Source organism: Aeribacillus sp. FSL M8-0254 (genome assembly GCF_038008845.1).
GTDB classification, from domain to species: Bacteria; Bacillota; Bacilli; order Bacillales; family Aeribacillaceae; genus Aeribacillus; species Aeribacillus composti.
The window spans coordinates 12103-32500 of the sequence record NZ_JBBOZY010000001.1; the positions used below are offsets into that span (position 1 = coordinate 12103).

Genomic DNA, 20398 nt, shown 5'->3' on the forward strand with positions numbered 1-20398 from the left:
ATGTTAGGAAGAAACGGTTAAGTTAGAAAGGGCGCACGGTGGATGCCTTGGCACTAGGAGCCGATGAAGGACGGGACAAACACCGAAATGCTTCGGGGAGCTGTAAGTAAGCGTCGATCCGGAGATGTCCGAATGGGGGAACCCACTGTCCGTAATGGGGCAGTATCCATACCTGAATCCATAGGGTATGGAGGGCAACCCGGGGAACTGAAACATCTAAGTACCCGGAGGAAGAGAAAGCAACAGCGATTCCCTGAGTAGCGGCGAGCGAAACGGGAACAGCCCAAACCAAGAGGCGTGCCTCTTGGGGTTGTAGGACACTCGATTAAGGAGTGACAAAGGAACGGGGTAGACGAAGAGGTCTGGAAAGGCCCGTCAGAGAAGGTAACAACCCTGTAGTCGAAACTCCGTTCCCTCCCGAGTGGATCCTGAGTACGGCGGGACACGTGAAATCCCGTCGGAAGCAGGGAGGACCATCTCCCAAGGCTAAATACTCCCTAGTGACCGATAGTGAACCAGTACCGTGAGGGAAAGGTGAAAAGCACCCCGGGAGGGGAGTGAAAGAGAACCTGAAACCGTGTGCCTACAAGTAGTCAGAGCCCATTAACGGGTGATGGCGTGCCTTTTGTAGAATGAACCGGCGAGTTGCGATTTCGTGCAAGGTTAAGCCGAAAGGCGGAGCCGCAGCGAAAGCGAGTCTGAAGAGGGCGAAATAGTACGAGGTCGCAGACCCGAAACCAGGTGATCTACCCATGTCCAGGGTGAAGGCAAGGTAACACTTGCTGGAGGCCCGAACCCACGCACGTTGAAAAGTGCGGGGATGAGGTGTGGGTAGGGGTGAAATGCCAATCGAACTTGGAGATAGCTGGTTCTCTCCGAAATAGCTTTAGGGCTAGCCTCAAGGGAAGAGTCTTGGAGGTAGAGCACTGATTGGACGAGGGGCCCCCATCGGGTTACCGAATTCAGTCAAACTCCGAATGCCAATGACTTATCCTTGGGAGTCAGACTGCGAGTGATAAGATCCGTGGTCAAAAGGGAAACAGCCCAGACCGCCAGCTAAGGTCCCAAAGTATACGTTAAGTGGAAAAGGATGTGGAGCTGCTTAGACAACCAGGATGTTGGCTTAGAAGCAGCCACCATTTAAAGAGTGCGTAATAGCTCACTGGTCGAGTGGCTCTGCGCCGAAAATGTACCGGGGCTAAACGTATCACCGAAGCTGCGGGTTGACACCGTTGGTGTCAGCGGTAGGAGAGCGTTCTAAGGGCATCGAAGCCGGACCGGAAGGACCGGTGGAGCGCTTAGAAGTGAGAATGCCGGTATGAGTAGCGAAAGAGGGGTGAGAATCCCCTCCGCCGAAAGCCTAAGGTTTCCTGAGGAAGGCTCGTCCGCTCAGGGTTAGTCGGGACCTAAGCCGAGGCCGAAAGGCGTAGGTGATGGACAACAGGTTGATATTCCTGTACCACCTCCTCACCGTTTGAGCAATGGGGGGACGCAGGAGGATAGGGCAAGCGCGCGGCTGGATGTGCGCGTCCAAGCAGTTAGGCTGGCAAGCAGGCAAATCCGCTTGCCGGAAGGCTGAACTGTGATGGCGAGGGAAAGGAAGTACCGAAGTTCCCGATTCCACACTGCCAAGAAAAGCCTCTAGCGAGGTGAGAGGTGCCCGTACCGCAAACCGACACAGGTAGGCGAGGAGAGAATCCTAAGGTGAGCGAGAGAACTCTCGTTAAGGAACTCGGCAAAATGACCCCGTAACTTCGGGAGAAGGGGTGCTCATCAAGGTGATAAGCCATGATGAGCCGCAGTGAAAAGGCCCAGGCGACTGTTTAGCAAAAACACAGGTCTCTGCGAAACCGTAAGGTGAAGTATAGGGGCTGACGCCTGCCCGGTGCTGGAAGGTTAAGGGGAGCGCTTAAGCTGTAGCTGAAGGTGCGAACCGAAGCCCCAGTAAACGGCGGCCGTAACTATAACGGTCCTAAGGTAGCGAAATTCCTTGTCGGGTAAGTTCCGACCCGCACGAAAGGCGTAACGATCTGGGCACTGTCTCAACGAGAGACTCGGTGAAATTATAGTACCTGTGAAGATGCAGGTTACCCGCGACAGGACGGAAAGACCCCGTGGAGCTTTACTGCAGCCTGATATTGAATGTGGGTACAGCTTGTACAGGATAGGTAGGAGCCAGAGACGCGTGAGCGCCAGCTTGCGCTGAGGCGACGGTGGGATACTACCCTGGCTGTACTGACATTCTAACCCGCGCCCCTGATCGGGGCGGGAGACAGTGTCAGGTGGGCAGTTTGACTGGGGCGGTCGCCTCCTAAAAGGTAACGGAGGCGCCCAAAGGTTCCCTCAGAATGGTTGGAAATCATTCGGAGAGTGCAAAGGCAGAAGGGAGCTTGACTGCGAGACCTACAAGTCGAGCAGGGACGAAAGTCGGGCTTAGTGATCCGGTGGTTCCGCATGGAAGGGCCATCGCTCAACGGATAAAAGCTACCCCGGGGATAACAGGCTGATCTCCCCCAAGAGTCCACATCGACGGGGAGGTTTGGCACCTCGATGTCGGCTCATCGCATCCTGGGGCTGTAGTCGGTCCCAAGGGTTGGGCTGTTCGCCCATTAAAGCGGTACGCGAGCTGGGTTCAGAACGTCGTGAGACAGTTCGGTCCCTATCCGTCGCGGGCGCAGGAAATTTGAGAGGAGCTGTCCTTAGTACGAGAGGACCGGGATGGACGCACCGCTGGTGTACCAGTTGTCCCGCCAGGGGCACCGCTGGGTAGCTATGTGCGGAAGGGATAAGCGCTGAAAGCATCTAAGCGTGAAGCCCCCCTCAAGATGAGATTTCCCATCGCGAAAAGCGAGTAAGATCCCTTGAAGATGACGAGGTAGATAGGTCCGAGGTGGAAGCGTGGTGACACGTGGAGCTGACGGATACTAATCGATCGAGGACTTAACCAAGAAAGAGCATCTATTCGTGAAGGAACCGTTATCTAGTTTTGAAAGAATGATATTCAAAAAAGTGTTGACAACTGTGATCAAAAAGTTATAATAATAGTTGTCCATCGAACTGAATGGAACAATGAATACAATAATTTGCTTGGTGGCAATGGCGAAGAGGTCACACCCGTTCCCATCCCGAACACGGAAGTTAAGCTCTTCAGCGCCGATGGTAGTGAGGGTCTATCCCTTGTGAGAGTAGGACGCTGCCAGGCAAAAACAAAAAGTAGCAAAACAGCTGCTTTTTTTTTGTATATAATCATATTTTTGTTAAAGAAGCAGCACAACTACCGTTGGCTGCTTTTATCCATGTGCGCCCGGCATGGGTGTAATCTATAGGGTGAAAGTCCCGAGCTGCGAAGGCAGAAGTAGCAGTTAGCTTAACGCAAGGGTGTCCGTGGTGACGCGGAATCTGAAGGAAGCGAGCGGCAAACTTTAAGGTCTCTCGGAACACGAACTTCATATGAGGCTAGGTATCACTGGGTGAGTTTGCAAGACAAAACAAAGCCCTTTCTGCCGAAGGTGATACAGAGTAAATGAAGCAGATGGATGGAAGGAAAGATTACACTCTTACCCGGGGAGGTCTGGCTGGCACGCCAAGTAACCTTGGTAACCTATCTAGTGATAGATAGCTGAACAGTCAGAAGTCAGCAGAGGTCATAGTATTAGTTGGTCTAGAACAACTAAGAAGGACCGAACAATTAAGAGAGAATAGCCCTTGGCATTCAGTGAGTCATGATGAACACAGAAAACGTAGTACCTCACTTGAGGAAGGAAGCGGTGAATCCCGTGGGAGACCTCTTGGAGGGTGGAGTGACCACTGGCATAAAGAGAACAGCTATTCACGGAAGTTATAAAGACTTGCGTCAATTATCTTAATTGAACCGCCGTATACCGAACGGTACGTACGGTGGTGTGAGAGGTCGGGGGTTAGTCACCCCCTCCTACTCGATTGAAAATATGGTTTAAATACATTAAGGTTAACCAAGGAATTTTTTTTAATGTGATTTCCATAAATTGATGAATAAAAACGTAATCATCACTATGATGGTTATACATAAGATCATACAGCCATTCGGTTTCATATCGGGAAATCATGCTTAAGTTATAAAGCACAAGGTAGTGGATTAATACTTCTGGCATTAATTTTATATCTTCTTTCGCAGCCGGCAGATAATATTGTTTGTTATAAAAGTTGAATAAATAGGAGGATTTCCATAAATAGTGAAATTCGGCTGAATGGGAAAAATAAAGTGAATCTACATCTTCGTTTGAAAGCATCCAATGAAGCTGGCTTTGTAAAATCTCAGCAAGACGCTTAGAGGTAATACAGTAACGATTTGCTATTTCTTTATGTACAATGATGAATGTGTCATTTGTCTCAATTGGGATGGTCGTTGGGATTTGTAAATGAAACTGATATAGATCGCTTAATTCGGGGATTCTTTTCAAAAGGGAATCCATGGAAAATTTTTCTCCAGGCGTGTGATTTAATTGAAAAAGATTGAGGGCAGCATGGCGATATAAACCATTTTTTTGCACCTTAACTTCATCTTTTAAAAAGTTATAATTATGTTTTTTTCGTTTCCTTGTTGATACCCCATGGGATAAAACAGCTGAAGAGGAAGGATAATGAGCATCGACTGTCAGAAGCAGTGCCTTTATCAGCTGGCTGATGCCGTAAAAAGCTAAAACCGGTTTGATCATGATCGGGGCTGTATCAGCCATTTTGTAATAATTTTCTCCATGTTTTAAAAAATAAATAAATGTATAGCAGTTTTGATAAGATGTTTGTTCAGGCTCATTCACGTTAAGTTTTTGATAATGTTTGGTAAGCAGCCGTTGGACTGTTTGAGCAGAGTGAAATGATGAATAAAAATTCCAAATCGACATGAGACCCCTCCATAACAACTATTCTAAAAATTTAAATTCTTTGTGGATTTCTTGACAGCATCTTTAGCAATTGTTAATCTACATATAATATTTTGCCGTGATTAGGGGGTTTTAATAATGTGGGAATCAAAATTTTTAAAGGAAGGCTTAACGTTCGATGATGTTTTGTTAATTCCTGCTAAGTCAGAGGTTTTGCCGCGTGATGTGGACTTAAGTGTTGAGCTCACGAAGACGTTAAAATTGAATATTCCAATTATCAGCGCAGGAATGGATACTGTTACCGAATCAGAAATGGCGATTGCTATGGCGCGCCAAGGAGGATTGGGCATTATCCATAAAAATATGTCGATTGAACAGCAAGCTGAGCAAGTAGATAAAGTAAAACGTTCTGAGCGCGGTGTTATTACAGATCCGTTTTTCCTTACTCCGGACCATCAAGTATATGATGCGGAACATTTAATGAGCAAATATCGGATTTCTGGTGTTCCGATTGTGAACAATGCAGAGGAACAAAAGCTTGTAGGTATTATTACAAACAGAGATTTACGTTTTATACAAGATTATTCTACAAAAATTTCTGAAGTGATGACGAAAGAAAATCTAGTTACAGCTCCTGTAGGCACAACATTGGAAGAAGCTGAAAAAGTTTTGCAAAAATATAAAATTGAAAAGCTCCCGATTGTAGATGATAAAGGCATATTAAAAGGCCTTATTACGATTAAAGATATTGAAAAAGTAATTGAGTTTCCAAATTCAGCTAAAGATGCCCATGGAAGATTGATCGTCGGCGCTGCAGTAGGTGTAACATCTGATACGATGCTGCGCGTTAAAAAACTAGTGGAAGCAAATGTGGATGTTATTGTCGTGGATACGGCGCATGGACATTCAAAAGGAGTTTTAGAAACAGTAAGGAAAATTCGTGATGCTTATCCAGATTTAAATATTATTGCAGGAAATGTTGCAACAGCTGAAGGAACGAGAGCTCTCATAGAAGCTGGAGCAGACATTGTGAAGGTTGGAATTGGCCCTGGTTCCATTTGTACTACTCGTGTGGTAGCAGGTGTTGGGGTGCCGCAAATTACAGCCATATATGATTGTGCGACAGAAGCAAGAAAGCACGGAGTAGCTATCATTGCTGATGGCGGAATAAAATATTCAGGAGATATTGTAAAAGCATTGGCTGCAGGTGGACATGCCGTCATGTTAGGAAGTTTGCTTGCAGGTACATCTGAAAGCCCGGGAGAAACAGAAATTTACCAAGGGCGTCGATTTAAAGTATATCGCGGCATGGGTTCAGTTGCAGCGATGGAAAAAGGTAGCAAAGACCGTTATTTCCAAGAAGACAACAAAAAATTTGTTCCAGAAGGAATTGAAGGCCGCATCCCATATAAAGGACCGTTGGCAGAGACAATTTACCAACTTGTCGGCGGTGTGAGATCAGGTATGGGATATTGCGGAGCAAAAAATTTATATGAGCTCCGTGAGCATTCACAATTTATCCGGATGACTGGTGCAGGATTAAGAGAAAGCCATCCGCATGATGTTCAAATTACAAAAGAGGCTCCTAATTATTCCATTTCTTAACAACTGACAGTTCAATAGTCTTATTTAAAAAGTTACAACTTTTAGACAGAGTAGAGACTCTGTCTATTTTTTTTATAAGATGTATGTTAAAATCAATTTTGTTGTGTTAACTATTAATTATTTTTTAAAATAGATATTTTCAAATAAATGGAGGTAATCATGGTGCACTTCACGAAAAAATTCATCTCGGCTCTCGTCATCACGTTTTTATTGATGACGGCATTTTCCCCTTTGTCTCCCAAAATAAATGCTGAAGAAAATGACCCATTGGGCATCAATGCCTCTGCAGCCATTGCCGTTGAAGCCTCTACAGGGAAAATTGTGTACGGAAAAAATATTGATAAAACTCTTGGAGTTGCAAGTATGACAAAAATGATGACTGAATACTTGCTGCTGGAAGCGATCCATGAAAAGAAAGTTTCTTGGGATCAAACATATCGTCCAAGTGATTATGTTTACAAAATTTCCCAAAATCGCAGTTTATCCAATGTCCCTTTAAGAAAAGATGGAAGTTATACAATAAAAGAGTTATATGAAGCAATGGCCATTTATTCTGCAAATGGTGCGGCGATTGCAGTGGCAGAAGTGATCGGTGGATCGGAAACAAATTTTGTGAAAATGATGAATGAAAAAGCGAAAGAACTAGGCTTGAAGCATACGAAGTTTGTAAATGCGACAGGTTTAAACAATAGAGACTTAATGGGGATGCATCCGGAAGGAACAGGTGAGGAAGAAGAAAATGTAATGTCTGCGAGAGACGTTGCCAGCCTTGCGTACCATCTTTTAAAGGAGTATCCTGAGATTTTAGAAACGGCCAAAATTACGAGAAAAGCTTTTCGAGAAGGTACGGATGATGAGATTAAAATGGAAAACTGGAACTGGATGCTGCCTGGATTAGTTTATGGTACAGAAGGTGTAGACGGGTTAAAAACAGGATATACCGATTTTGCGGGCTCCAGCTTTACGGGAACAGCCGAACGGAACGGAATGCGAATCATCACAGTTGTTATGAATGCGAAAGGTAAAGGGAGCAACAATTACGTACATCGTTTTAGTGAAACTAGAAAACTAATGGACTATGTTTTCAGCAATTTTTCCATTGAGGAATTATTTCCTGCGCAATATCAAATAAAAAATAAATCAACTGTATCTGTTGTAAAAGGAAAAGAGAAAAAAGTAGAAATAGAAACAAAAGATTCTTTAAAGCTCCCTATTAAACGTGGGGAAAAAGACCAGTATGAGCCGAAATATGTTTTAGATAAAAAGCTTTTAACTGCGAACGGAGAGCTGACTGCACCAATTAAAAAGGGCGCCAAGGTCGGGTATATGTCCGTAGAATATAAAGGGAACAGCCAGGATTACGGATTTGTAACAGGTGAATCCGAAGCGAAAGTTGATGTAGTGACAAAAACAAAAGTCGAAAAAGCTAACTGGTTTGTATTATCAATGAGAGGCATTGGTAGTTTTTTTGGTGATGTATGGAACGGAGCAGCAAACATGGTAAAAAGCTGGTTTTAATGCATAACTCCTAACATTTTGTTGGGGGTTTTTACTATATTTAAAATAAAAGAAATCCTTGAAATTTGATAGGAATTTTATAAAAATTAGGATAAAATAGACGTATGCATTTGAATGTATCATTAAGGAGGAACTATAGAAATGGCAATTACAGGTACTGATCGAGTAAAAAGGGGAATGGCCGAAATGCAAAAAGGCGGCGTCATCATGGATGTGGTCAATGCAGAACAGGCCAAAATTGCTGAAGAAGCAGGTGCGGTTGCCGTCATGGCGCTGGAAAGAGTTCCTGCTGACATTCGTGCGGCAGGCGGGGTTGCCCGCATGGCTGATCCGACGATTATTGAAGAGGTCATGAACGCGGTTACGATTCCAGTAATGGCAAAATGCCGTATTGGACATATTGTAGAAGCTCGAGTATTAGAAGCGCTCGGTGTTGATTATATTGATGAAAGTGAAGTGTTGACACCGGCTGATGAAGAGTTTCATATAAATAAGCGGGAATTTACGGTTCCATTTGTTTGTGGCTGCCGTGATTTAGGAGAAGCAGCTCGCCGGATTGGAGAAGGTGCTTCCATGCTCAGAACGAAGGGCGAACCGGGAACTGGCAACATTGTAGAAGCAGTTCGTCACATGCGGAAAGTGAATGCACAGGTTCGGAAAATTGTCGGCATGAGCGAAGATGAGCTAATGACGGAAGCAAAAAATTTAGGAGCCCCGTATGAAGTGCTGCTACAAATTAAAAAGGAAGGACGACTCCCTGTCGTGAATTTTGCTGCTGGCGGCGTTGCAACACCTGCTGACGCAGCGTTGATGATGCAGCTTGGTGCAGATGGTGTGTTTGTCGGCTCAGGTATTTTTAAATCTGAAAATCCAGGAAAGTATGCCCGGGCAATTGTGGAAGCGACCACACACTATGAGGATTATGAATTAATCGCTCATTTATCGAAAGATCTTGGAACTGCGATGAAAGGGATCGATATTTCTTCATTGCTTCCGGAACATCGTATGCAAGAACGTGGTTGGTAAAGGAGAATACAAAATGAAAGTAGGAGTTTTGGCACTCCAAGGTGCTGTGAGGGAGCATATTCAGTCAATCGAAGCTTGTGGTGCAGAAGGCGTAAAAATTAAAAAATCCGAACAATTGCAAAATATCGATGGACTTATTTTACCAGGCGGCGAAAGCACGACAATGAGAAGATTGATTGAAAAGTATGGGTTGATGGACCCTTTGAAAGAATTTATAAAGGGAGGAAAACCTGTTTTCGGTACATGTGCTGGTCTTATTTTGCTGGCGAAGCAAATTGTTGGACAAGATGAGCCGCACCTTGGTGTATTGGATGTGGTCGTTGAACGGAATTCTTTCGGCCGCCAGCGTGAAAGTTTTGAAGCGGAATTAACCATTGCAGGAGTTGGGGACGATTTTATAGGGGTGTTTATTCGCGCTCCGCATATTGTAGAAACAGGAGAAAATGTTGAAATTTTAGCAAAACATGAGGATCGAATTGTTGCTGTTCGACAAGGCCACATACTTGGATGTTCATTCCATCCGGAATTGACGGATGATCATCGATTTGTGCAATATTTTTTAAATATGGTGAAGGAATCAAACGAGAAAGTTCATGCATAAAAAAGTTGAACAAACCCTAAACTTATAGTAAATTTATGAATATAAATAGATCTAAAGCAATGAGAGGAACTAGTAGCAAGTTGTTTTTCTTAAGAGAGCTGGTGGTTGGTGGAAACCAGTGAAAAACGCTTGTGAATCCGTCCTTGAGTGAAATGCTGAATGCAAGTTTTTGTTAGTAAGCATTTACGGAAAAAACCGTTACCTTTGTAAGTGGAAGGCTGATGCCTTCAAGCAGGGTGGCAACGCGGGTATACTCTCGTCCCTTTTTGGACGGGAGTTTTTATTTTGAATATAAAAGCGAAGGAGTGTCCATGATGCTTGATATGAAATTTTTACGGTCAAATTTTGAAGAAATAAAAAAGAAGCTTGAACACCGTGGAGAGGATTTAACTGATTTTGATCAATTTGTTGACTTGGATAAAAAGCGTCGTGAACTAATTGTTACGACGGAAGAATTAAAAAGCAAAAGAAATGAAGTATCTTCTAAAATCGCCGAATTGAAAAGAGAAAAGAAAGACACAGATCATTTAATTCAAGAAATGCGTCAAGTAGGAGAACGCATCAAAACACTTGATGAGGAATTAAAAGAGATTGAAGAAAAGTTAGAAACCTTGATTTTGTCGATTCCAAACATTCCGCATGAGAGCGTTCCAGTCGGCGATTCAGAGGAAGATAATGTAGAAGTCCGCAAATGGGGAGAAATCCCGACCTTTCGTTTTGAACCAAAACCTCATTGGGAAATTGCCGACCAATTAGGAATTCTCGATTTTGAAAGAGCCGGCAAGGTGACCGGCAGCCGCTTTGTATTTTATAAAGGTTTGGGCGCAAGATTAGAAAGGGCGCTTATCAGTTTTATGATAGATTTGCACGTTGAAGAACATGGCTATGAGGAAGTTTTGCCTCCGTATATAGTGAACCGTACAAGCATGATCGGAACAGGACAACTTCCGAAGTTTGAGGAAGACGCTTTTAAAATTCAAGGTGAGGATTATTTCTTAATACCAACAGCGGAAGTTCCTGTCACAAATTTGCACCGTGATGAAATTTTACAGGAGAAGCAGCTTCCAATCAATTATGTAGCGTACAGCGCTTGCTTCCGTTCTGAGGCAGGGGCGGCCGGAAGAGATACGCGCGGCCTTATTCGCCAGCATCAATTTAACAAAGTGGAGCTTGTGAAAATTGTAAAGCCTGAAGATTCTTATGAGGAATTAGAAAAATTAACAAGTCATGCTGAAAACGTATTGAAGCTGTTAGGACTTCCATATCGAGTTATGAGCATGTGTACAGCTGATTTAGGCTTTACGGCAGCAAAAAAATATGATCTTGAAGTATGGCTTCCAAGCTATCAAACATATCGTGAAATTTCTTCTTGCAGCAACTTTGAAGCGTTTCAGGCTCGCCGGGCGAATATACGGTTCCGACGGGATCCGAAAGCAAAGCCTGAGCATGTGCATACGTTAAATGGTTCTGGGCTTGCAATAGGTCGTACAGTAGCAGCCATTTTGGAAAATTACCAGCAAGAAGACGGATCTGTCGTCATTCCTGAAGTTCTGCGTCCATATATGGGAAATAAAACAGTAATTAGTAAAAAGTAATTCTTACTGAATAGAAAAAATGAAAGGGGGGTAGGAGGGGTTCCTCCATATCCCCCTTTTATGTACAAATGTATTTTATATAGGCTGCCGTTGTATCATTTGTTTGGCAATTGTTCTTCCTATTTCAATGGATGCTGTCGCTGCTGGAGATGGAGCGTTCAGCACATGAATGGACCGTTTCGTTGGTACAATATAAAAATCATCGATTAAAGCTCCGTCTTTACTTAAAGCTTGAGCTCGGACACCAGATGGTCCAGGCAGCAAATCTTCTTCTGTAATATCGGGCATGAGTTTTTGAACATTTTCGACAAACTTTTTCTTTGACATCGATCGAATCATTTCTTCGAGTCCTTCTTTCATATATTGACCTGCTAATTTCCAAAAACCGGGGAACGTTAATACTTCAAACAAATCTTTCATATTTGCGTCGCTTTTTTTATACCCTTCTCTTTTCAAGCTTAAAACAGCATTTGGACCTATATCTATAGATCCGTCAATCATTCTAGTAAAGTGAACGCCTAAAAATGGAAAATTAGGATTTGGTACAGGATAGATTAAGTTTTTAACTAAATATGATTTTTGCGGATTTAACATATAATATTCTCCACGGAATGGAACAATTTTCACATCCGTATACAGATTTGCTATTTTAGCAATACGATCGCTGTTAAGTCCTGCACAATTTATAAAAAATCGGCTTTGAAAGGTTTTGTTTGCTGTTTCAACGATAACTTCTTGTTTTTTTTCATGAATCACTTCTACTTTTTCGTTTAAAAAGATCTCCCCGCCCTTTTCGAGGATTAAATCTGCCATCCGTTCACTAACAAGACGGAAATTTACAATACCTGTTGATGGAACATGAATGGCTTCTATTCCATTCACATAAGGTTCAAATTCATGAAGCTCCTCCTTTGAAATTTTCCGGATATTGAGGCCGTTTTTTAATCCGCGTTGGAACAGCTTCTCAAGCTCCTCCCGCTCATGTTCATCGCTAGCAACGATTACTTTGCCGCAGACTTCATAAGGGATATCGTATTTTTGGCAAAACATGATCATTGCCTGATTACCTTTTTTCGCAAGCTGCGCCTTATAGCTCCCGGGCTTGTAATATATACCGGAATGGATCACCCCGCTGTTATGACCCGTTTGATGGGAGGCAACTTTATTTTCTTTTTCGATTATTGCCACTTTTGCGTTTGGGTGTTGTTCATATATTGCCAATGCAGTGGATAAGCCGACTATTCCTCCACCGACAATTACATAATCATACATATTTTTCTCCGTCCTCCTCTAGTCATCCGCAAGCTTCTCACTCTCATTTTTTAAGGGATTTACGTTTTGCACTAGGCTTCAGTTGTTTTTATACATGCTGTTTTAAAAGCGCGGCAAATCAATGCAAAGATAGCAGCCGATTGCGGGGAAAAGATGCCTTTGTTCATGTCCCGAAAAGAATAGTGTCCATTTGTGAGCGCTTTAAATTAACTTGCAATTCAAGTTTATAACATGATGAATGAAATACAATCGATTTTTTTCGAATTTTGATTCATCACCACATTTTGTGATTTAACCCAAAAAATAAGGAAAACACTCACGAATTCCTGGCAATAATGTTAGCGTGACTTAACATAACAGGAGGTTCTAAAGTGTTTTCCGTATCACTAGATTTGCCAGAATTTGAAGTTGTTAAACAAGTGTTTCTTGAAGATTGCAATTTGTTACATGTTGAGAAAAATACTACAGAAGAACGCTGTTCTTACTGCGGTTTTTTTTCTAGTCATGTCCATGACTGGCGGACAAGAAAGGTTCGTGACTTGTCCGTATTAGGCAAGCCCCTTTTCTTATTTGTCAGAGTGTATAGATACCGTTGTCACAACTGTAATGAGGTATTTTCACAAACATTTGAATCTATCCGTCCTAATAAGCATCAGACCAATCGGTACAGAGAATATCTGTACGAAATGTGCATTGGCTCTACTATCCAAGAAGTGAGTCGAAAGGAAAAAATACCTTATACAACTGTTGAAAGAATATTTTATTCCGCTGCTAAAGAAAAAGAGAAGGAGCATTTAGAAACTCTTGAAAGTGTTTTAGAAAACCATGAATTAATCCTTAGCCTTGATGAGATCGCTGTCCGAAAGGGTCACCGATATGAAACAGTTCTTATGGATACCCAATCCGGGAGTGTGCTTGGTATGGAACATCAACGGAGTTATCATTCAACTCAGATCTTACTTGCCAAGAAGATTCTGTCTAATAAATGTGTTCATACCGTTGTTATGGATATGTGGGATCCCTTCCATAAAGCTGTTAAATCTATATTCCCAGAGGCCTGTATCGTCATTGATAAATATCATGTGGTGCAAAAGGTGACACATGCACTTGACCAAGTTAGAAAGAAAACTCCTGGACTAAAAAAGGGACGGTTTAAACTCTTGAAAGGTTCTGAAAAGTTAACGGCTAATGAAAAACAACAATTAGACGAGATGCTCAAAGAGCATTCAGAATTGTCATATGCCTATTTTCTAAAAGAACTCTTTAGAGAAATATACCAAGTGAATGACTATGATACAGCTGATTCACTCTTAGAAGAATGGATTCAACTCGCATGGAGCAGCCCATTTCCTTCATTTCATCAAGTTGCCAAGACGATAGAAAATTGGAAGGCACAAATTTTACAATATTTTCTTACCCCTTTACGAATGGCCGGATTGAAGGGACAAATCATAAGAGTAAGAACATCAAAAGACGTGCTTTTGGCTTCAGAAACCTTGAAAGATTTCGGCTACGTGTATTTTTGGAATGTACAGGTAAAACTTATAAAAATCAGGTGCCGCCGCCTTTATAATGAGAAAACAATTGTTCATCTGGTATCGCTTCCACCATTTCGTCCACAACACGTGCCACGTGATGTTCGGGTATAAGAGATTCAATATCATAAATCATTTGAACTTGACGGTTGTCATATGGTTTGAAAGTAGGGGCTAAATTTCTTTTGGCAGGAGTTTTTTCTTCTTTTCCATCTAGAGGAAGTGTCATTTGTGTGTTATAATTTTCACGAGTAATCATTTGATTGCTCATAAAAAATCGTCCTTTCTGTAATGTTGTGTGGTAACTTCATTTTACTAGAAAGGACGATTTTTTTGTGCATTTTTTTTAAAAAAAGTGAAAAAATGAGGGGCTCCAAAAAGTCAGTTACCCTGACTTTTTGGACAGCCCCGTTTAAGGAAAAAAATTATTTGATAACTTTTATGAGTTTATTGACATACATTTTATACTGTGCTATATTAGTCCATGTCATACGGAGGAGTACCCAAGTCTGGCTGAAGGGGTCGGTCTTGAAAACCGAGAGGCGGGTCAAACCGCGCGGGGGTTCGAATCCCTCCTCCTCCGCCATTATTTACCGAGTGCGCATAAATTGGAGATTGGCTAAATTCGTTACGGGCTGTAACGAATTTTTTATTTTTTAAAACAAAATGGCTAATCCTCATGGAAAACAAAAATCATCGATATAAACGTTAAAGGGGCGTCTATAAGCTGAAAAACAACTTATTAGGCACCTCTTTTATTTTTTTGAAAAACAAAACAGAAATTCCTCATATTTAAGATCATTTGATCAATAGTTGTTTATAAAGAAGTATTTATTTTTTTACGACTTGAAAATTATCAATAATCAACAGCCAATTTTGCGGAAACGAAATTCCTAGTTTCCAATAGCTGACACCTCGCAAATGCAGCTCTTTTACAAGATCGAATTTGGCTTGTATGGAACGGGCATCTTCAAACCAAACTTCATGAACCTTTTGGTTTTCATCCGTATATCGAAAAGTAGGGGCTTGGGCTTCTTCATCAAATTTGATTTCTGCATTGTATTTTGATGCAAGCTGAATCGCCTGCTGCGGACTTATCGCTTTTGCGTAAGGCCCGCCTTGTACAAAGGGAAGAGTCCAGTCATAACCGTATAAATTTTGTCCCATCATAATTTTCTGTGGAGGAATCTCCGTAACGGCATATTCGAGTACATCACGGACTGGGCCGATAGGAGAAACAGCCATTGGCGGTCCGCCGCTGTACCCCCATTCATATGTCATAATGACGACCCAATCCACAATTTCTCCATGTGCTTTATAGTCGTGGGCCTCGTACCATTGTCCTTTTTGCTCTGCGCTTGTTTTAGGGGCTAATGCAGAGGAAATGAACCACCCTTCACTGTGCATCCTGTCTCTCGCCCTTCGCAAAAATTGATTATAGGCTTCTCGGTCGGCAGGAAACAAATATTCAAAATCAAAGTGAATATCTCGAAACTGATATTTTTTTGCTGTGGCAATAATATTATTTAAAAATTTAGTTTGTACATCATCGTCTGTCAGCAATATATGCCCTAACTCTGCACTAAATTGATTGTTCTCCAAATTTGTGACAGCCATTGAAAACACTAAATTTTGTTCATTAGCAATAGTTTGCAAGTTCCCAATCGGCGGCTCTTTTAAAGAACCGTCACGTTGTGCTTGAAAGCTAAAATGGGTAAGGTAGGTTAAATAAGGGGCAGTCTCTCTTGCGCTGTCTTCGAGACTTTGGCTGACTTGAGCACCAAGCGGTTCTAAATATACATTAAATTCTGCTTGCCGTTTAGGCCGTTCTGGGATATATAATCGCAGGCCAATAGGCAATAATTGATTTATATTCAGTCCATTTACTGCTGCAAGCTCAAATACAGACGTACCAAATTTTCTTGAAATGCTCCAAAGGCTGTCTCCCCGTTGAACGGTGTAAAATTGTCCGATGATTGGAATAACAATTGCTTGACCTACAACAAGCTGATCAGGATTAGGAATTTCATTTGCTTCAACGATGGCTGTTATAGATGTTCCATATGTTTGTGCAATGGAATAAAGCGTTTGCCCAGATTGAACAACATGAATTAGCAAAATCATGACCTCCTGTAAAAACTGTTTGTAAATTTTATGTTTTCATCGCAGAAAACATGCTTTTGGAAAAGGTTGAAAGGAACCCGCACTTTTTTTAAGATGAAATTATATCGATAGGATGAGGAGCAAAAAATGACTAAAGACGAATATTATATGACTTTAGCAATTGAAGAGGCGAAGAAGGCGGAAAAGATTGGCGAGGTTCCGATTGGTGCTGTGCTTGTTGTAGATGATGTAGTGGTTGCAAAAGCTCATAATTTGAGGGAAACCGAGCAGAGGTCAATCGCTCATGCGGAAATATTGGCAATTGATGAGGCGTGCAGGAAGCTTCGAACGTGGAGACTCGAGAACTCGACGCTATATGTGACGCTTGAGCCATGTCCAATGTGTGCAGGAGCGATTGTAATGTCAAGAATTGAACGTGTAGTTTTCGGCGCTTTCGATCCGAAGGCTGGTTGTGCAGGAACGTTAATGAATTTATTAAATGAACCTCGTTTCAATCATCAAACAGAAGTAATTTCAGGCGTGAAGCAGGAGCAATGCAGTGAAATGTTAACCTGTTTTTTTCAAAAGTTGCGGGAAGAGAAAAAACGGTTGAAAATGAAAAATAAAAACAATTGAATTTTTTAACATATTGGGAAGCGTTGCATTTTCTCGAAAAAACATATATACTAAATTTGCGTCCTTAAACGGCGCAAAGTGAAAATCGGTTTAAACTTTGCCGTGCTAAGCGGGGAGGTAGCGGTGCCCTGTACTCGCAATCCGCTCTAGCGAGGCCGAATTCCTTCTCGAGGTTAGTATATTTTAGGGTCTGCCTCAAGTAAGTGGTGTTGACGTTTGGGTCCTGTGCAATGAGAATCCATGAACCATGTCAGGTCCGGAAGGAAGCAGCATTAAGTGGAAGCTCTCATGTGCCGCAGGGTTGCCTGGACTGAGCTAACTGCTTGAGTAACGCCTAGGGTTGCTAATCGACAGAAGGTGCACGGCAGTTATCATATCAAACAATAAGATCCCCTTATAGTAGGCAGAAAAAGAAAAGTCTGTCAACTATAAGGGGATTTTTTCGATGAGAGAAATATGAACAGCGTATGATGTAAAGCCTAAAAAATGTAACTTTAAAATATGGATTGATGCATGATGGGGAAAACACTTTGAGCAGAAAGAAATGAAGAAAATATTAGGAAGACTTTAAAACTCCCCAAGAAGATCTTGAAACAAAAGTGTCCTTAGCGGCTAAAACCATACAGAATACGCCGTCCCATTTCAAGTCCCATCCATACTTTTTCCGCACGTCCGAAAAGATGAAGGATGCATTATGCATAATAACTATCAACGGCTTCAAAAGAGAAACAGCTTAAAGTCCTAATGAATATCGGTCTCAGGCTGGTTACATGTGCTGTCTATTTAACTGGAGACGCTTTTACAGAGATCGGTTTTATTTTTTTTTTCATAAGTTTTTTATCCTTCTTATGGAAAACTTACATTCGTTTAAACAATCAGGTATAATAAATGAAAGATTACTGTATAAAGGGGAGGGCGTTACTTGAGTTATCAGGCTTTATACCGAGCATGGAGGCCACAGCAGTTTCGTGATGTCGTGGGACAAGAACACGTCACGAAAACATTGCAAAATGCCCTTTTACAAAATAAATTTTCGCATGCTTATCTTTTCACAGGTCCTAGAGGAACAGGTAAAACAAGCGCTGCAAAAATATTTGCGAAAGCTGTCAACTGCCAACAAGCACCAATTGCAGAGCCTTGTAATGAGTGTCCTGCATGTAAAGGAATCACGGAAGGATCGATTTCGGACGTTATTGAAATTGATGCAGCTTCTAATAATGGAGTAGATGAAATTCGCGATATTCGCGATAAAGTCAAATTTGCACCTGCGGCGGTCAAATATAAAGTATATATTATTGATGAAGTTCATATGCTTTCAATCGGAGCATTTAATGCTTTATTAAAAACGCTTGAAGAACCTCCAAAACATGTGATTTTTATTTTGGCTACAACTGAACCTCATAAAATTCCGCTTACCATTATTTCGAGATGTCAACGCTTTGATTTCCGGCGTATTTCTGTTCAATCCATCGTACGTCGCATGAAGGAAATTGTGGAAAATCAATCGATCAAGGTTGAAGAGGAAGCGTTAAAGGTTATTGCGAGCTCGGCTGATGGTGGGATGCGAGATGCACTGAGTCTGTTGGACCAAGCCATCTCTTTTAGCGATGATAAAGTCACATTGGAGGATGTATTATTTATAACTGGATCGGTTTCTCATAAGATGCTCGCAAATTTGGTCCGATTTATTTTTGAGAACAATGTTACGGAAGCTTTAAAAACTATCCACGAATGGTTGGATCAAGGGAAAGATCCTTTAAAATTAATTGAAGATCTCATTTATTACTATCGCGACATGTTATTATATAAATCGGCTCCAAACTTAGAGGAAGTAATGGAACGAGTCGCAATAGACGATGCGTTCGTTTCATTGTGCGAACAAATTCCTATTGAGCAAATTTATGAGACGATTGAAGTTTTGAATCAAAGCCAGCAGGAGATGAAATGGACGAATCATCCCCGTATTTTTGTAGAAGTAGCGATTGTTAAATTATGTCAAACTGAGCGTGTGCAGCCGCCTTCAGTTCATTATGAAGAACTTCTTAATCGAATACAGGAACTTGAACGCACAATATCTTCATTAGTTCAGCATGGAGTTCAAGAACAGTCGCCTGTTAAACAAGAAGCAAAAGTACAAAAAACAATTCAAAGCGGTTATAAAACGCCTGTTGACCGCATTTATGATATTTTGAGAAATGCTACTCGAAAAGATTTGGATTTAGTGAAAAGTCGATGGGGAGATCTGTTAACAACGCTAAAGCAGCAAAATAAAGTGTCGCATGCAGCCCTTTTAAATGAAAGTGAACCAGTTGCTGCTTGCGAATATGCTTTTGTGCTAAAATTTAAATATGAAATCCATTGTAAAATGGTGGCGGAAAATCAAAATCATGTATTAACAAACCTCCAAACGATTTTACAAGGACTCATTGGACGTCAAATGGAGATGATTGGCGTTCCGGAGAAAGAATGGGGTAAAATAAGGGAGGATTATTTGCGCAATCAACGATCAGACGATGCACATCAACAGGAGCATGAAGACGAAGATCCGCTTATTGCCGAAGCAAAAAAATTAGTTGGCACGGATCTGATTGAAATAAAAGAGTAAATAAATGCTTATGGAGGAGATAATATGATGATGCGTGGCGGTATGGGAAACATGCAAAAAATGATGAAGCAAATGCAAAAAATGCAAAAGGAGATGCAAAAGGCTCAGGAGGAGCTTGCTGAAAAAAAAGTGGAGGGAACTGCTGGCGGCGGTATGGTCACGGTTGTTGCAAACGGACATAAGGAAATTTTAGAAGTGAAAATCAATGAAGATGTTGTAGATCCTGAAGATATTGAAATGCTTCAAGATTTGGTATTGGCAGCAACAAACGATGCTCTTCGCAAAGTGGATGAGTTAACAAGCGAAACGATGGGAAGATTTACTAAAGGTATGAATTTGCCTGGGTTGTTCTAGGAGGATCTATTCGATGCAATATCCAGAACCGATATCAAAACTTATTGATAGCTTTATGAAGCTGCCAGGAATCGGTCCGAAAACGGCCGTTCGTCTGGCCTTTTTTGTTTTAAATATGAAGGAAGAAACAGTATTGGATTTCGCGAAAGCGCTTGTCAATGCAAAACGAAATTTATCATATTGCTCGATTTGCGGTCATATTACAGATGAAGATCCATGTTATCTTTGCAAAGATGAGCGCCGTGACAGAAGCATAATATGTGTGGTTCAAGACCCGAAAGACGTCATTGCAATGGAAAAAATGAAAGAATATAACGGTCTATATCATGTTCTGCATGGCGCCATTTCGCCAATGGACGGGATTGGTCCTGAAGATATTAATATCCCTGATTTGCTAAAACGTCTGCAAAATGATGAAATTCAAGAAGTAATTTTAGCAACAAATCCGAACATTGAGGGAGAAGCGACAGCAATGTATATCTCTCGCCTTTTAAAGCCTACAGGCATAAAAATCACAAGAATTGCTCATGGGCTGCCTGTTGGTGGTGATTTAGAATACGCGGACGAAGTCACACTTTCAAAAGCGCTGGAGGGAAGACGAGAGATTTGAAGAGAAAAGGAGTTTGCCAGACATGTTTATTCGGCGAAAGCAATGGTTGAGAAGAGAATTCGATCAGCTGCTTCTTCAA

General features: G+C 41.7%; 14 protein-coding genes, 1 tRNA gene, 2 rRNA genes, 1 other RNA gene, 1 pseudogene and 1 other annotated feature (1 of these 20 cut by a window edge). Of the genes and pseudogenes, 15 read left to right on the forward strand and 4 right to left on the reverse strand.

The features are described 5' to 3' along the window. The first annotated feature begins 15 nt into the window (after positions 1 to 15). Positions 16 to 2948: ribosomal RNA gene (locus NSQ44_RS00055) — 23S ribosomal RNA — on the forward strand. 138 nt (positions 2949 to 3086) lie between these two features. Next, a 5S ribosomal RNA gene (rrf, locus tag NSQ44_RS00060) occupies positions 3087 to 3202 on the forward strand. A gap of 715 nt (positions 3203 to 3917) precedes the next feature. On the opposite strand, the gene NSQ44_RS00065 is transcribed toward rrf, so the two are convergent. Beyond that, complete coding sequence (locus tag NSQ44_RS00065; protein ID WP_340854370.1) at positions 3918 to 4880, reverse strand: YaaC family protein; 963 nt, start codon at positions 4878 to 4880, stop codon at positions 3918 to 3920. 117 nt (positions 4881 to 4997) lie between these two features. Here NSQ44_RS00065 and guaB point away from each other — a divergent pair, with 117 nt between their 5' ends. From guaB to serS, 5 genes are all read left to right on the forward strand, one after another. Further along, positions 4998 to 6464, forward strand: a complete 1467-nt coding sequence (guaB, locus tag NSQ44_RS00070) for an IMP dehydrogenase (RefSeq protein WP_063388665.1) — start codon at positions 4998 to 5000, stop codon at positions 6462 to 6464. Between the two features lie 159 nt (positions 6465 to 6623). Further along, entirely contained in the window at positions 6624 to 7982 is a 1359-nt protein-coding gene (locus NSQ44_RS00075) for a serine hydrolase (protein WP_094244825.1), read from the forward strand. Positions 7983 to 8123: 141 nt separating this feature from the next. Further along, on the forward strand, positions 8124 to 9008 hold the full coding sequence (pdxS, locus tag NSQ44_RS00080; protein WP_063388667.1) for a pyridoxal 5'-phosphate synthase lyase subunit PdxS: 885 nt from the start codon (positions 8124 to 8126) through the stop codon (positions 9006 to 9008). 13 nt (positions 9009 to 9021) lie between these two features. Next, positions 9022 to 9609, forward strand: coding sequence for a pyridoxal 5'-phosphate synthase glutaminase subunit PdxT (gene pdxT / locus NSQ44_RS00085; protein WP_340854372.1), 588 nt, complete (start codon positions 9022 to 9024; stop codon positions 9607 to 9609). Positions 9610 to 9659: 50 nt separating this feature from the next. Beyond that, positions 9660 to 9876 (forward strand) — a binding site (T-box leader). Positions 9877 to 9923: 47 nt separating this feature from the next. Next, positions 9924 to 11204: a serine--tRNA ligase gene (gene serS, locus NSQ44_RS00090; RefSeq protein WP_063388675.1), complete on the forward strand. Its 1281-nt coding sequence runs from the start codon at positions 9924 to 9926 to the stop codon at positions 11202 to 11204. Positions 11205 to 11279: 75 nt separating this feature from the next. Here serS and lhgO read toward each other — a convergent pair whose 3' ends face one another. Continuing rightward, positions 11280 to 12476: an L-2-hydroxyglutarate oxidase gene (gene lhgO, locus NSQ44_RS00095; protein WP_063388669.1), complete on the reverse strand. Its 1197-nt coding sequence runs from the start codon at positions 12474 to 12476 to the stop codon at positions 11280 to 11282. A gap of 371 nt (positions 12477 to 12847) precedes the next feature. Between lhgO and NSQ44_RS00100 the strand changes: the two are divergent. Further along, a pseudogene (locus NSQ44_RS00100) lies at positions 12848 to 14049 on the forward strand (ISL3 family transposase). Here NSQ44_RS00100 and NSQ44_RS18905 read toward each other — a convergent pair. After that, entirely contained in the window at positions 14028 to 14282 is a 255-nt protein-coding gene (locus NSQ44_RS18905) for a hypothetical protein (protein ID WP_094244827.1), read from the reverse strand. The pseudogene NSQ44_RS00100 and the gene NSQ44_RS18905 overlap by 22 nt on opposite strands. 222 nt (positions 14283 to 14504) lie before the next feature. Between NSQ44_RS18905 and NSQ44_RS00105 the strand changes: the two genes are divergently transcribed. Continuing rightward, positions 14505 to 14597 (forward strand) — tRNA-Ser (locus NSQ44_RS00105). Positions 14598 to 14842: 245 nt separating this feature from the next. Here the strand turns inward: NSQ44_RS00105 and NSQ44_RS00110 are convergent. Continuing rightward, complete coding sequence (locus NSQ44_RS00110) at positions 14843 to 16129, reverse strand: glycoside hydrolase family 18 protein (RefSeq protein ID WP_340854374.1); 1287 nt, start codon at positions 16127 to 16129, stop codon at positions 14843 to 14845. A 132-nt stretch (positions 16130 to 16261) separates the two neighbouring features. Here NSQ44_RS00110 and tadA point away from each other — a divergent pair, with 132 nt between their 5' ends. The 6 genes from tadA to NSQ44_RS00140 all read left to right on the forward strand — a co-directional run. Then, entirely contained in the window at positions 16262 to 16750 is a 489-nt protein-coding gene (gene tadA, locus NSQ44_RS00115) for a tRNA adenosine(34) deaminase TadA (protein ID WP_063388670.1), read from the forward strand. 100 nt (positions 16751 to 16850) lie between these two features. Continuing rightward, positions 16851 to 17115, forward strand: an RNA gene (gene ffs, locus NSQ44_RS00120) — signal recognition particle sRNA large type. Between the two features lie 557 nt (positions 17116 to 17672). Next, positions 17673 to 19355, forward strand: coding sequence for a DNA polymerase III subunit gamma/tau (gene dnaX, locus NSQ44_RS00125; protein ID WP_063388671.1), 1683 nt, complete (start codon positions 17673 to 17675; stop codon positions 19353 to 19355). Positions 19356 to 19385: 30 nt separating this feature from the next. Beyond that, the gene (locus NSQ44_RS00130) at positions 19386 to 19709 is read left to right on the forward strand and encodes a YbaB/EbfC family nucleoid-associated protein (protein ID WP_375338795.1); all 324 of its coding nucleotides are present in this window, start codon (positions 19386 to 19388) and stop codon (positions 19707 to 19709) included. Positions 19710 to 19722: 13 nt separating this feature from the next. Continuing rightward, positions 19723 to 20319, forward strand: a complete 597-nt coding sequence (gene recR, locus NSQ44_RS00135; RefSeq protein WP_063388672.1) for a recombination mediator RecR — start codon at positions 19723 to 19725, stop codon at positions 20317 to 20319. A 22-nt stretch (positions 20320 to 20341) separates the two neighbouring features. Continuing rightward, positions 20342 to 20398, forward strand: the beginning of a protein-coding gene (locus tag NSQ44_RS00140; protein ID WP_094244829.1) for a YaaL family protein. Its footprint extends 162 nt past the window's final position; 57 of the gene's 219 nt are visible here — the first part of the coding sequence; it begins with the start codon at positions 20342 to 20344; its stop codon lies beyond the right edge, outside the window.

Coding starts and splice junctions, on each gene's coding strand:
- NSQ44_RS00075 (WP_094244825.1), top strand. CDS start 6,624: ATGGTGCACTTCACGAAAAAATTCATCTCGGCTCTCGTCATCACGTTT.
- pdxT (WP_340854372.1), top strand. CDS start 9,022: ATGAAAGTAGGAGTTTTGGCACTCCAAGGTGCTGTGAGGGAGCATATT.
- lhgO (WP_063388669.1), bottom strand. CDS start 12,476: ATGTATGATTATGTAATTGTCGGTGGAGGAATAGTCGGCTTATCCACT.
- recR (WP_063388672.1), top strand. CDS start 19,723: ATGCAATATCCAGAACCGATATCAAAACTTATTGATAGCTTTATGAAG.
- tadA (WP_063388670.1), top strand. CDS start 16,262: ATGACTAAAGACGAATATTATATGACTTTAGCAATTGAAGAGGCGAAG.
- NSQ44_RS18905 (WP_094244827.1), bottom strand. CDS start 14,282: ATGAGCAATCAAATGATTACTCGTGAAAATTATAACACACAAATGACA.
- serS (WP_063388675.1), top strand. CDS start 9,924: ATGCTTGATATGAAATTTTTACGGTCAAATTTTGAAGAAATAAAAAAG.
- NSQ44_RS00065 (WP_340854370.1), bottom strand. CDS start 4,880: ATGTCGATTTGGAATTTTTATTCATCATTTCACTCTGCTCAAACAGTC.
- NSQ44_RS00130 (WP_375338795.1), top strand. CDS start 19,386: ATGCGTGGCGGTATGGGAAACATGCAAAAAATGATGAAGCAAATGCAA.
- guaB (WP_063388665.1), top strand. CDS start 4,998: ATGTGGGAATCAAAATTTTTAAAGGAAGGCTTAACGTTCGATGATGTT.
- pdxS (WP_063388667.1), top strand. CDS start 8,124: ATGGCAATTACAGGTACTGATCGAGTAAAAAGGGGAATGGCCGAAATG.